At 65.7% G+C, this 12643-nt stretch carries 10 protein-coding genes; 2 read left to right on the top strand and 8 right to left on the bottom strand.

Annotation, left to right across the window (positions count from 1 at the left end; translation table 11 throughout):
- Positions 1 to 8: 8 nt before the first annotated feature.
- From GBA63_RS09910 to GBA63_RS09875, 8 genes are all read right to left on the bottom strand, one after another.
- Entirely contained in the window at positions 9 to 722 is a 714-nt protein-coding gene (locus tag GBA63_RS09910) for an NAD(P)-dependent oxidoreductase (protein ID WP_166180034.1), read from the bottom strand.
- A gap of 87 nt (positions 723 to 809) precedes the next feature.
- A complete protein-coding gene (locus GBA63_RS09905) occupies positions 810 to 1082 on the bottom strand; it encodes a hypothetical protein (RefSeq protein ID WP_166175666.1) in 273 nt (90 codons plus the stop codon).
- A gap of 211 nt (positions 1083 to 1293) precedes the next feature.
- Positions 1294 to 3966 (bottom strand): LuxR C-terminal-related transcriptional regulator, encoded by a 2673-nt coding sequence (locus GBA63_RS09900; protein WP_207957181.1) that lies wholly within the window; start codon positions 3964 to 3966, stop codon positions 1294 to 1296.
- A gap of 122 nt (positions 3967 to 4088) precedes the next feature.
- A complete protein-coding gene (gene secF / locus GBA63_RS09895; RefSeq protein WP_166175664.1) occupies positions 4089 to 4979 on the bottom strand; it encodes a protein translocase subunit SecF in 891 nt (296 codons plus the stop codon).
- Between the two features lie 3 nt (positions 4980 to 4982).
- Positions 4983 to 6461, bottom strand: coding sequence for a protein translocase subunit SecD (secD, locus tag GBA63_RS09890; protein ID WP_207957180.1), 1479 nt, complete (start codon positions 6459 to 6461; stop codon positions 4983 to 4985).
- A gap of 86 nt (positions 6462 to 6547) precedes the next feature.
- Positions 6548 to 7636 carry a tRNA guanosine(34) transglycosylase Tgt gene (gene tgt, locus GBA63_RS09885; protein WP_228282530.1) on the bottom strand — a complete coding sequence of 363 codons (1089 nt, stop codon included), beginning with the start codon at positions 7634 to 7636 and terminating at the stop codon, positions 6548 to 6550.
- 23 nt (positions 7637 to 7659) lie between these two features.
- The gene (gene queA / locus GBA63_RS09880) at positions 7660 to 8670 is read right to left on the bottom strand and encodes a tRNA preQ1(34) S-adenosylmethionine ribosyltransferase-isomerase QueA (RefSeq protein ID WP_166175660.1); all 1011 of its coding nucleotides are present in this window, start codon (positions 8668 to 8670) and stop codon (positions 7660 to 7662) included.
- Between the two features lies 1 nt (position 8671).
- Positions 8672 to 8896 (bottom strand): DUF2905 domain-containing protein, encoded by a 225-nt coding sequence (locus tag GBA63_RS09875; protein ID WP_166175658.1) that lies wholly within the window; start codon positions 8894 to 8896, stop codon positions 8672 to 8674.
- A 243-nt stretch (positions 8897 to 9139) separates the two neighbouring features.
- Between GBA63_RS09875 and GBA63_RS09870 the strand changes: the two genes are divergently transcribed.
- Complete coding sequence (locus GBA63_RS09870; protein ID WP_166175656.1) at positions 9140 to 11032, top strand: PA domain-containing protein; 1893 nt, start codon at positions 9140 to 9142, stop codon at positions 11030 to 11032.
- Positions 11033 to 11184: 152 nt separating this feature from the next.
- Complete coding sequence (locus tag GBA63_RS09865) at positions 11185 to 12609, top strand: M20/M25/M40 family metallo-hydrolase (RefSeq protein WP_166175654.1); 1425 nt, start codon at positions 11185 to 11187, stop codon at positions 12607 to 12609.
- The last annotated feature ends 34 nt before the right edge of the window (positions 12610 to 12643 follow it).

The following is a 12643-nucleotide window of genomic DNA, read 5'->3' as shown; positions in this document are numbered from 1 at the left end:
CTCTGTAACTAGGCCGAGATCGGCGACACCGATCCTCCGGTAGCTGCGGCGTGGGCGAGGGCCGAAGGCGTCCGGCAGCCGACGATCGCCGGGGCCTCGTGGACCAGTTCGTCGTCCTCGATCGCCGCGACCATGAACAGGGCGAAGTCCACGCGGCGCGTGATGTTGCTCTTGAGGATGGGGTCGCCAACGTGCCGGCTCCACACGGGCAGGCCCTGGCTCTCGCCCTCTTCGAGATCGCTACCGCGCACGACGGTCCACCGGCTATCGCTGGCGAACACCCGCCGGCACGCCTCGACCTGATCGTCGAGGTCGGCGAAGCGGGCGAGGCGCGCGAGCGGGCCGAAGACATTCACGAGCGCCTTGAGCTTCCACGAATACACGTCCCGGCCGTCGAGCGTGATGTGCCACCCGCATGAGAAGATGAGGCGTGCACCCGCGGGCGCGTGGTCGAGCACCGCCTGGGCCGTTCCCGTCGAGTACCCGTGGACGCCCCGCGGTACCAGCACTACCAGCACCCCGTCGCACCCCGAGACCGCCCTCTTGATGACCTCGGCGTCGTCCGTCGCCCCCGGAACAATGGTGATGAGCCCCTTGAACGCGTCGAGCTTCTCCACGCTCTCCTCGCGGCACACGCCGACTACCTCGTAGCCCCGCTCCAAGGCGTGGCGCACCATGTACTGCCCCAGCTTCCCGGAAGCCCCGACGATGCAGACCTTCATCGCCCCCGAAGATCCCTGGGTTCGGACGTCGCCGTCGACCGGTTGCCATTCTTTGTTGGTATTCATCGCTCGTTCTCCTCTCTCGACTTACCGTTTGGCCTCGGAAGCATTCGCCGAGCCGGGTTGGACGCGAACGGCCGAGATCAGCGGCATACCCATATCGCCCACTTTCCTCAGCAAGCCGTGCAGCGCGGCCTGGTCCACCACCGGTCCGGTCAAAAGCGTCTCGCCGTCGTCTTCCAGCGTGACGGTCAGGCCCCCGAACCAGTCCCCCCATTTGGGACCCAGGTGGCCCTTGAGCCTGATCTGGTAGACCACCGCTTGACCAGCGTCGGGTTCTGCATCGAGATCGTTGGCCATCGCCCCACGCCTTTCGTAGCCGTCGTTCCATACACAGGAGCATAGCTACGGTACGGTGTCGACGTACAGACACTTTGGTGTCCGTTAGTGGTGTTGTTTCTAAAGCGGTTTGCAAAGGGGGTGAACCCCTTTGCAAAGCCATCAGCAAGAACAAAAAGCCGATGGCTGAGAGCGAAGGCCGTAGGCCGCAGCGGGCTGATAGCCGACCGCTCTAGTTCTCGCCGGGGAGGATGCCTAGAGCCCTGGCTTTTGCCACGGCTTCGGTGCGCCTGTGGACCAGCAGTTTGCCGAAGATTCTGCGGTTGTGCCCTTTGACAGTGTCCAGGGCGAGGAAGAGCCTCGCGCCGATCTCACGGTTCGAGAGTCCCTCGGCGACGAGCCGCAGCACCTCCAGCTCGCGTTGGCTCAGCGGCTCGGCGAGTGACCGGGCGGCGGGCAGGTAGGATCTATCTACGCCCTCGTGCGCCTCGGCTTCGATCGCAGCCAGCAACCTGGCCGTATAGTCCGGCGCGATCCCACAAGCGGCCGCTTCGGACAACAGGTGGGCCATCGGCCTGCCTTCGTCGACAAAGACGCGGATGAAGCCGCCCGGCTCCGCCAGCGCCAGCGCGTCGTCCAGCAGTTGCGCAGCCCCGTCCTTTTCCCCCTGCGCGTGGAGGGCGACCGCCTGCAGCACCATAACCCTGAGCCGTTCATCCGCCCAGCCCTTTGCCTCTGCCTGCCGGCGCAACGGCTCCAGCGACGCCAGTGCCGAGGACGCGTCTCCCTGGGCCAGGTATACGCGGGCGCGGCTGAGCGGGAGGCCGTGGGTCTCGGCCAGACGGGCGGCCGCCCGCAGATGTCCCTGATAAAGCAACGTAAGCACGCGTGCGGCAGCGACGTCGGGCATCCGAAACACGAAGTCGTGCTGGCGTACGAACTCTTCGGCCCTGACTAGAACAGCGACCGCGCCGGCCACATCTCCCCGGGCAAGTCTCAGGCGGGCGAGAAAGACATCATACGAAGCAAAGGAGTCGACGCTTCCCATCTGCCGCGTCAGTTGGACAAATTGTTGCCCGTGACGCTCCGCGGCATCCAGGTCGTTCCATTGGTAGGTTATACGGGCCAAGCCAAGACACGCTTCGCAGGCAATCGGTTGCGGCGGATCACCCGCTAATTCCAGGACACGCTCGTAGGTCTTTGTCGCCAGAGAAAGCTCGTTGTCTGCTTCCTGTAATTGGCCGAGATTTATCGTAGCCGCTATGGTGTAGACGGAATCCCCGAACGAGTTGCCGGTAGATATGACTTCCGCGTAGGCCTTACCGGCCGCGGCCCGGTCTCCCTGAAGCTGATGGGCATGCCCCAGCGTCCAGGTAGTGGCGGTGCGGGCAGGCAGGTTGTCGGGGTGCAGATACTCCAGGGCGCGGCGCGACTGGTCAATAATGGTCTCTGCATCGTGCCGAATGACAGCCAACGTGGCCCGCATGGAGGCGACACGTCCTACAAGATCTCGGGTTCTGTCGTTCGGCTCGATGCCTTGGAGCGCCGCTTCAGCGGCTCGGAGTCTCTGCTCGACGGCGGTATGGTCGACAAGCAACAACACCGAGGCATACATTACCCACAGCGAGGGCCTGGCATCCAACACCGCTCCGGGCAGTGACTCCAGCCAGTTTAGTACAGGGGCCACCGTGCCCCGAAAGTACAGGGGTACCCCTTCCCCCTCGATGAGGCGCTCGGCGCGCTCGACGTCGTTGGCGGCGGCCGCATGGCGAAAAGCCTCTATCTCCAGGCCGTTGGCTTCGTACCACGCGCTGGCACGACCGTGCAATTCGGCCACGTCTCCCACCGCAGCCCCCGTAGACGGGGCGCTGACCAGGTGTAGTCGCTGTCTCAGCAATTCGGCGAAGAGATGATGATAGCGGTACCAACGACGCTCGTCGTCCAGGGGGACCAGGAACAGGTTGGCGCGCTCGATATATTCCAGCGTTGCTCGCCCGGATGCAGAGGAACCGAGCAGAACGGCATCACACAGCGGTCCGCACAGGCGGTCGAGGATAGACGTGCACAGCAAGAAACCCTGGACGCTCTCGGGCTGCTGTTGCAGGACTTCTTCGACCAGATAGTCAAGCACGAAACGGTGGCTGCCGGTGAAGGATTCGATGAAGCTCGAGGCGTCTTCATGCCCCCGCATCGAGAGCGCGGCTAATTGCAGGCCCGCGATCCAACCCTCCGTGCGGGTTTCCAGCGCGGCGATGTCCTCCGCCGAGAGGTCCAGGCCCATCTCCCCCTTGAGGAACGCGGCGGCCTCGGAGGGGTTAAAACGCAGGTCCGCGGCGCGCACCTCAACCAGTTGGCCCCGGGCGCGCAGCCGGGCCAGTGGCAGGCGCGGGTCCTCCCGGGTGGCGATGATGAGGTGCATTTCCGGGGGCACGTGCTCGAGCAGGAAGGCGATGGCATCGTCGACCACTTTGGCATCAACAAGGTGGTAGTCGTCGAGCACGAGGAAGAAATCGTCCTCTACGGTCGCGATCTCATTGAGCAGGGCCGTCAGAAGCGGTTCGGTCGGCGGTGGCTGGGGCGATCGGAGCGCGTCTAAGATCCCTTCCCCGATATCCGCAGCGACCGCCCGCAAAGCGGCGACGAGGTAGGCCAGAAAGCGTGCGGGGTCGCCGTCACCTTCTTCCAGCGAGAGCCAGGCGGCGGGCCGCCCGCAACCGGCGATCCACTCGCCGATTAGCGTGGTCTTACCGAAGCCGGCGGGGGCACAGACGAGGGTCAGCCTGCGGTGCAGACCCTCGTTGAGGCGCCCGATCAGGCGTGAGCGGGGAACGGCTGTGGGCTGCGCCGGGGGCACATAGAGTTTGGTGGCTAGAATTAGTTTGGTGGCTAGAATTGGCGTAGACACAGATCACTGGGTCCTCTGGCACTTGCCGTTTCACCACGAAGGCAGACGCTGCGGGCCTCCGCTTGTCCTGCGGGTGAGGCGATCGTCGCGGCTCGCGGTATCTGCCCTCCTTATACGGTGCTTCAGGCGGAGCGGGGGGCGCGTCTGGCGCTTCCGGCGCGCCAGGCCTTGAAGAGGGACAGGACCTGGGGGGCTATGAAGATGGAGCTGTAGGCGCCGGCGAGGATGCCGACGAGGAGGGCGAAGGCGAAGTCGCTAAGGGTCGATTCGCCGAAAATCAGGAGGGCAGTTATGGGGATCAGGGTGAAGATCGAGGTGTAGATGGAGCGTCGTATGACCTGACGGATCGAGACGTTCACCATCTCGTCGAAGCGGCGCCGGTTGTACCCGACGGTTGGCGCGTTCTCCCTGATCCGGTCGAAGATGATGATCGTGTCGTAGAGCGAATAACCAAGCACCGTGAGCACAGCCACCACCGTGACGAGGCTTACCTCGCGGCCGAAGGCGGCGTAGAACCCTATCGTGAGGAGCACGTCGTGCACCAGGGCGACCATCGACGCGATTGCGAACGAGAACTCGAACCGGATGCTGATAAACGCCACTATGATAAGCAGCGCCGCCGCGACGGCCTGCAGGGCCTGGTTCCTGATCTGCTCCCCGAACGCCGGGCTTACGCTCGTGGCGCTCACCTCGGCCCCGAGCGCCTCCGCCAGCAAGCTCTGGACTTCCTGGCTGTCCTGCTCACTCAGAACCGGCGTCCTGACCTCGTACCCATCGTCGCCCAGGGTCGTAACTACGGACTCCTCCGCTATACCTGGCGGTAGGGCGTCCGTAACTTCCTGCTCCGTCAGTTGGCGGTCGGCTTCCGTCGCGGTGAACTGGGCGCCCCCCTGGAAGTCTATGCCAAACTCCAGGCGGCCGAGGGCGACGGCCAGGAGGCCCAGGGCGAGCAAGACGCCGGAGATCGCGAACCACCGCCGGTACTTGCCAACGAAGTCGACGCCCGGGAACACGGCCTACCTCACCCCCGCCGGACGCTCCGCAGAGACGCTGCTCTTGGAGACGCCCATCATGCCGGGCGAGAGATGGACCCCGCGCCCCGAGAGCAGGCCGAGCAGGGCGCGCGTGACGACGACGGCCGTGAACATGCTCAGGATGACGCCGATCACCAGCAAGACCGCGAAGCCCCGGACGGAGCCAGAGGAGAGGGCGAAAAGGATGAAGGCCGTGATAAGCGTGGTGATGTTCCCGTCCAGGATGGCCCTGAAGCCCCTGTCGTAGCCGGCCTGGATCGCGGCGCGCGGCGTCCTCCCCCGCTTGACCTCTTCCTTGATCCTCTCGAAGATGACCACGTTCGCGTCCGCCGCGACGCCGATGGAGAGGACTATCCCCGCGATCCCGGGCAGCGTCATCGTCACCGGCACGGCGACGATGATCCCCCACATCAAGAACGCGTAGATCAAGAGCGCCAGCGCGGCCACGAGACCCAGAGCCCTGTAGATAACGACCAGCAAGACCAACACCAGCGCGAAGCCGACGAGCGAGGCGGTCAGGCCGCTCCTGAGCGAGCTGAGGCCCAGGGTCGGCCCCACCTCGGTCTGCGAGATGATCTCCATGTTGACGGGAAGCGCGCCGGTGTTCAGCACCGTCTCCAGTTGCCTTGCCTCGTCTTCCGGAAGGCCGCCGGGAAGAGAATCGTTGGTGATGGAGATCTGGTCCGACAGGACGGCCTGCACTTCCGGCGCGCTCTGGACGTCCTGGTCGAGCGCGATGGCCATCAGGCCGGGCTCGCCGCTGACGGCCGCCTCGTTGATTATCTCCTGGGTGAGGTCGGCCATCCGGTTCCCGCCCTCGTTCGTGAGCTGCAGGGTGACGATCCGGTTGTTGCTCGTCGGGTCGAACTCGACGTTCGCGCCGTTCTGCCGGAGCTCCTCGCCCGTAAGATCCGGCTGCTCGCGGACCACGTAGCCCGTGACGTCGGTGCCGCTTCCCTGGAAAGCGGGGCTCTCCTCGAACAGGATCTTCGTCTCGCCCCGCCGGAAGGCGTCGTCGTCCCTGAGGTCCTCCTCCAGCTCGTTCTGTACCGCGTCGATCTCGTCGGAGGGGGTGTTCGGGTTCTGCTCGAACGCGAGCACCTGGTAAAAGCCCAGCTGGGCGGTGCGGCCTATGATGTCTATTACCTCATCGGGGTTCTCGACGCCCGGGATCTGGACGACGATCTGGTCCTGCCCCTGCACCCGCACGTCTGGCTCGGCTACGCCGAGGCGGTCGATCCTTTGCCGGATCAGGTCGGAGGCCTGCTCCATCTCTTCCCTGGAGACGTTCCCCCCGCCCGTTTGCGACCCTTCCAACTGCGCGCTGACGCCACCCTGCAGGTCGAGCCCGAGCTGCGTGGCCTGCGTGACCGGCTGGCGCAGGAAGATCAGGTAAGCCGCCACCCCGATAAGGACGACCACCAGCCCGAGCACGATGATGTTGTTGCGCGTGCTACCCATAGAATCGGGGACCAATTATATAGCTATCAGCGGTCAGCTATCAGCTTTCAGCAAAAACCGGGTAGTGGCTGATAGCCGCGAGGCGGCTATCTGGCCGTCTCGTAGCGGGAGATCCAGGCCCGCGCCCAAGCCGCGTAGGTGCCGGAGGAGATCTCGCGCCGCGCCTGCCGGCACAGGTTCGCCGTGAAATGGACGTTGTGGAGCGTAAGTAGCCTGTGACCCAGTAGCTCGTCTTCCCTGACCAGGTGCGCCAGGTAGGCCCGGCTGTATCCGGTGCAGGTTTCGCAGGAGCATTCGGGGTCGAGCGGCCCGAAGTCCCTGCGAAAGCGGGAGTTCTTGAGGTTGAGGCGGCCGTCTGGGGTGAGCGCGGCGCCGTGGCGGGCGAGCCTTGTCGGGAGCACGCAGTCGAACATGTCCACGCCGAGGGATATGACCTGCAGGATGCCGACGGGGTCGCCTATGCCCATGAAGTACCTGGGACTCTCCCACGGCAGCATCAGCGCGGTCGCGGCGAGGGTCTGGAGCATCTCCTCCCTGGACTCGCCCACGGAGAGCCCGCCGACCGCGTAGCCGGGGAACCCTATCTCCACTGTCCGCTCCAGGCTCTCCCGGCGCAGGTCCTCGTGCAATCCCCCCTGCACGATGCCGAACAGGGCCTGATCCTCCCTGCTATGGGCATCCTTGCACCTCCGCGCCCACCGGGCGGTCCGGCGCAGGGAGTCTTCGTGGTACCCGCGGGCCGCGTTGGCGGGTGGGCACTCGTCGAGGACCATCGCTATATCCGCGCCCAAGTCCTCCTGAACCCTGGTCGTAAGCTCGGGCGTGAACTCGTGGGTCGAGCCGTCGTAGACGGAGGCGAACCGGACGCCGCGCTCGGAGATCTTGCGCGTCTTCGCCAGCGAGAAGACCTGGAACCCGCCGGAGTCGGTGAGCATCGGGCCGTCCCAACCGGAGAAGGCGTGGAGATCCCCGGCCTCGCGGACGAGGTCTGCGCCCGGCCGCAGGTACAAATGGTACGTGTTGCCGAGGATGATGCCCGCCCCGGCCCCGCGCAGATCCGCCGGCGTGAGCCCCTTGACCGTACCCTTGGTGCCGACCGGCATGAAGGTGGGCGTCTGCACGCGACCGTGCGGCGTATCGAGCAGGCCAGCCCTCGCCTCCCCGTCGCGGGCCAGGACTTCTATGGAGACGGGGGCGCCTATAGGTTTCTGCCGCCGTTCAGGATCAGCATCGCGTCCCCGAAGGAGTAGAAGCGGTACCGCTCTTCCACGGCGACCCGGTATGCCTCGCGCACGAGATCGGTCCCTCCGAAGCTCATCACCATGGCGAGCAGCGTGGACCTCGGCAGGTGGAAGTTGGTGAGCAGCGCGTCCACCGCGCGCCACCTGTAACCGGGATACACGAAGAGCCGCGACTCCCCCTCCCGCTCCCCCGTCGCCGCCCACGTCTCGAGCGTCCGGGCCACGGTCGTGCCCGCGGCGACGACGCGCCCGGCATCCTCGATCTTGCGCGCCGCCCCGGCCGGCACCCTGTAATGCTCCGCGTGCATCTGGTGGTCTTCCAGATTGTCCGTCCTCACCGGCAGGAAGGTTCCGGTTCCGACGTGCAGGGTTACTCGCGGGATCTCCGCCCCCGCCGCGCCTGACCTCTCCAGTACGTCCTCGGTAAAGTGAAAACCGGCGGTGGGGGCCGCGGCGGACCCGGCCTCCCTGGCGTAGACGGTCTGGTACCGGCCCTCCGCCTCCGGCGTCGCCTCGATGTAAGGCGGCAGCGGCATTCTGCCGCTCCTCTCCAACAGGCCCAGAACGTCCCCGGAAGAGACCGCCCAGTAACCGTCGCCGAGGTCCTCGACCAGGCGCAAATCGGTTCCGTCGGCGATCAGGTCCAGGCCGGGCCTGAGGCGTTTGCTCGGCCTGGCGAGCACCTCCCAGGCGTTGCCCCGCTCCGGACCGAGGTCCCGGAGAAAGAGCAACTCGACCGCGCCGCCGGTCGGCTTGCGGGCCTCCAGCCGCGCGGGCAACACCTTCGTCTCGTTCAACACCAGGGCATCGCCAGGGCGCAGGAAGCCGGGGAGATCCCGGAAGACGCGGTGGTCTATCGTGCCGCGGGCCGCGTCCAGGACCATCAGGCGCGAGGCGTCGCGGGGTTCGGCGGGGCTTTGGGCGATCAGGGCCTCCGGCAGCGCGTAGTCGAGTTCGGAGGTTAGCAAGCTAGCGGCGCAGCAGGATGTTCAAGACGACGGTGCCGACGATGGAGAGCAGGATCATGAGCCCTATCGGGAAATACGCGGTGAAGTTCCCGCGCCTGAAAACGAGGTCCCCCGGCAGCCTGTCCATCCCGAGCCGACCGAGCAGCAGGAAGAGGCCGCCGAGCACCAGAAGCACCAGCGCCCCGCCTATGAGCAACCTTCCTATGCTTTCGAATCCCACGGACATATTCTATTAGCCCTCCACCAGAGGTCCAAACCCCCTGCCCACCGGCGTTGCCGCGCTTGTGCCGGTCTTAACGTTTGGTGTATGCTACCCGGCATCATTACGCCGTAAGGCCACGAAAGCGCATGATCGGAGGGGGGCAAAACCGGGAACACACTCTATCATGGGCACGAGGCGGTCGGTGCCCAAAACAGTACGAGTCGCGCACGCTGCTCCACCCCGGGCAAGGAGAAAGAGGAGAGACGATTGAGTAAAAAGTTGACTCTTTTGCTGGCTTTCTTGCTGGCGCTTGGGCTATCGGTAACGGGCGTGGCGCTCGCGCACCCGGACCACGATGACTGCGGCGTCAACGCGGTGTCGGATCGGGAGGGCGTCATAGACTCGGCCGTGGAGGAGCAGACGTCCAACGACCCCTGCGACAAGCAGCACGATGGGGATGAAGGCCACCTGCCGCCCCAGCAATCCAACGTTGAGGTCGTCGGCAAGGCGCCGATAGACACGCCCGTTCCGGGGCGCGTGGCCGACGTGGGCGTCTTCAAGAAGCACGCCTACCTGGCCGCCTTCAACGAGCCCGACTGCCAGCGCGGTGGCGTCTACGTCTTCGACATAAAAAATCCGCGGCGCCCGGCCCAGATCGGCTTCATAGAAGCGGCGCAGGGCTCTTACGTCGGCGAAGGCGTCCAAACCATAAGCGTGGACACGGCCCAGTACGAGGGTGATCTCCTGATACACAACAACGAGATCTGCGACGCGAACGCGCCGGCCCCCGACGGCGGGATCTCGCTCGTGGACGTTAGCAACCCCGCGGCCCCCGAGAAGCTGGCCGAGGGCGTCGGCGACTTCGAGCCGGAGGGCCAGAACGGGCCCGACGTGGCGCACACCGTCCACAGCGCCTTCGCCTGGCAGGCAGAGGACACGGCATATGCCGTCCTCGTGGACAACGAAGAGGGCGCGGATGTCGACATCATGGACATCTCCGACCCGCGCAACCCCGAACTCATCGCCGAGTACGACCTCAACGAGCAGTTCCCCCAGATCGCGCAGGAGGACCTCGGCACGGCGGCTTCCTTCTTCCACGACGTGGTGGTCAAGAAGATAAAGGGCCGCCAGGAGATGCTGATCTCCTATTGGGACGGCGGCTACGTCAAGCTGGACGTCACCGACCCAACGAACGCCACCTACATCGCCGACTCTGATTTCAACAATCCAGACCCCGAAGCCCTGGAGAGCGGCCTCAACGTCGAGCCGGAGGGCAACGCCCACCAGGCCGAGTTCTCTTTGAAGAACGACTTTATAGTAGCCGCGGACGAGGACTTCTCACCCTACAAGGTGGAAGCCCGCAACGTTACGCAGAACAACGAGGAGTTCGACGCGACCCAGGGCAGCGACACGCCCCAGATCGACTCGGACACCTCCATGAACGGCCAGACGGTCTTCGTCGGCCGCGCGTGCCCCGGCGACCCGGCTGTTCCGGTGGGCGACGGCACGCAGGTGGCCGTCGTAGAGCGTGGCGTCTGCGCTTTCACCGACAAGGTCGCGAGCGTCGAGGCGGCGGGAGGCTACGTCGGCGTCATCGTCATGAACTCCGAGCGGCCCGACGGCTGCTCCGACCTGCTCAATATGAGCGTCCAGGGCACCATCCCGGCGCTCTTCGTCGGGCGCGACACAGGCTTCGAGTTCTTCGGCGCGGCCTACGACGAGGAGGCCTGCCGGGCCGGCAGCAGCCAGGCTCCCATCGGGATCGGCACGACCGGCGACACGGTCAAGGTCGAGGCCGTCTTCGACGGATGGGGCTACGTCCACCTCTTCGCCAACGGCGCCGGCAAGCTGCGAGAGCTCGACACCTACGCCATCCCCGAGGCCCACGACCCGCAGTTCGCGGAGGGCTTCGGTGACCTCTCCGTCCACGAGGTCGCGATGAGCCAGGAGCGCAACAACCTCGCCTACTTCTCGTACTACTCGGGCGGTTTCCGGGTCGCCAAGATAGCCGGTGGCGAGCTGGTCGAGACCGGCAGCTTCATAGACCAGGGCGGCAACAACTTCTGGGGCGTCCAGACCTTCAAGCACAAGGGTGAAGAGTACGTGGCGGCCAGCGACCGCGACTTCGGCCTGTACATCTTCGAGTACACCGGCAACTAGCACCGCACGGTTCTCGACCCTTCGGCGGCCCTTCGGGGCCGCCTTTTTCGTGCCCTTGATCCGGTCCGCGAAGGGGCGTACCCCGGCCGGGCTGCGGAGCTCTCCGCCGTGGTACATTGGCACCGCCGATGCACCCGGAGAAGGATCTTCCCATGCCGAAAGCACGCCGGATCGCGATGGTGGTGGCCCCGGCTCTCGTGCTCCTGATAGTCGCGGTAATCGTCCTTATACTTTCGTCGGGGCGAGACGCGACCGAGACTGCTGCCGGACCGGCCACGTCTGATGGGCTGCCTGCGGAACTACGTGAGGCGGTAACACTTGAGGGAATCATGGACCACGCCCGCCGCTTCCAGAGGATCGCCGACGAGCATAGCGGCAACCGCGCCGCCGGCACCCCCGGCTACGACGCTTCGGCAGCATATGTCGCGAACGAGCTGCGTGAAGCCGGCTACGAGGTAAAGGTGCAACGGTTCGAGTTCCCGGCCTCCGCGGCGACGCTCGACGCGGAGCTTCGGGAGATGGGCGTACCGGACGCGCGCGAATACGCGCTTGGGACGGACTTCGCGCCGATGGAGGGCACGCCGGGCGGCGAGGTTCGGGCGTCCTTGCGGCCAGTGGACGAGGGCTCCCCCACCAGCGGTTGCGAGGCCGGGGACTTCGCGGGTTTTGTCCGAGGGGACGTCGCGCTCTTGCGCCGCGGCGTCTGCACGTTCGGGACCAAGGCCCGTAACGCGGAGGCGGCGGGCGCCTCGGCCGCGATCGTCTTCAACGACGGCGAGCCCCAAGGGGAGGTCTTGTTCGGAGAGCTCGACGGGCCGCCGACCGGTATCCCGGTACTCGGAACGAGCGCGACGGTCGGGGAAGACCTGCTGGCGCGCGATGGGGCGTCCGGGGTACGGGTTTTCGTGGGAGATACCGGGGCCAACTCCACCACCAACGTCATAGCGCAAACGCGCGGCGGGAACGAGGACGAGACCGTAATGGTCGGGGCGCACCTGGACTCCGTGCCGCAGGGTCCGGGCATAAACGACAACGGGTCGGGGTCGGCTACGGTGCTCGAGATCGCGCTCCAGCTTGCGGAGATCGACCCGCAGCCCAAAAATCGCGTCCGCTTCGCCTTCTGGGGAGCGGAAGAGATCGGGCTTCTCGGCTCCCGCCACTACGTCGAAAACCTTTCGGATAACGAGATCGAAGACATCTCGGCCTACCTCAACTTCGACATGCTCGGCTCCCCCAACTTCGTGCGCTCCGTCTACGAAGGCCCGGATGAGGTGGAGGGCGTCTTCAGCGAATACTTCGACGAGAAGGGCATACAAACGGAGACCAACTCTGCCCTCGACGGCCGCTCCGACCACGGGCCCTTCCAGGACGAGGGCGTCCCGACCGGCGGCCTGTTCTCCGGCGCGGGGGGAACGAAGACCCGGAATCAGCAAGAAGCATTCGGCGGCGAGGTCGGCGCCCCCTTCGACGCGTGCTACCACCAGGAATGCGACGACATCGAGAACCTGAACGAGAAGTCCCTGGACCAGCTCTCCGACGGCGCCGCCCACGCCACGGCCGTCCTTGCCCAAAGCTAACGACAGATCCCATCACGCCAGGCCTCTGCCGAAG

Origin of the sequence: Rubrobacter tropicus, from assembly GCF_011492945.1 — a bacterium.
Taxonomy (GTDB): domain Bacteria; phylum Actinomycetota; class Rubrobacteria; order Rubrobacterales; family Rubrobacteraceae; genus Rubrobacter_D; species Rubrobacter_D tropicus.
This window is presented reverse-complemented; position numbering and strand designations above follow the sequence as displayed.

What these genes read in the sequence shown, in the direction of transcription:
- GBA63_RS09910 (WP_166180034.1), bottom strand. Translation starts at nt 722, where the DNA reads ATGAAGGTCTGCATCGTCGGGGCTTCCGGGAAGCTGGGGCAGTACATG.
- GBA63_RS09905 (WP_166175666.1), bottom strand. Translation starts at nt 1,082, where the DNA reads ATGGCCAACGATCTCGATGCAGAACCCGACGCTGGTCAAGCGGTGGTC.
- secD (WP_207957180.1), bottom strand. Translation starts at nt 6,461, where the DNA reads ATGGGTAGCACGCGCAACAACATCATCGTGCTCGGGCTGGTGGTCGTC.
- GBA63_RS09875 (WP_166175658.1), bottom strand. Translation starts at nt 8,896, where the DNA reads ATGTCCGTGGGATTCGAAAGCATAGGAAGGTTGCTCATAGGCGGGGCG.
- GBA63_RS09865 (WP_166175654.1), top strand. Translation starts at nt 11,185, where the DNA reads ATGCCGAAAGCACGCCGGATCGCGATGGTGGTGGCCCCGGCTCTCGTG.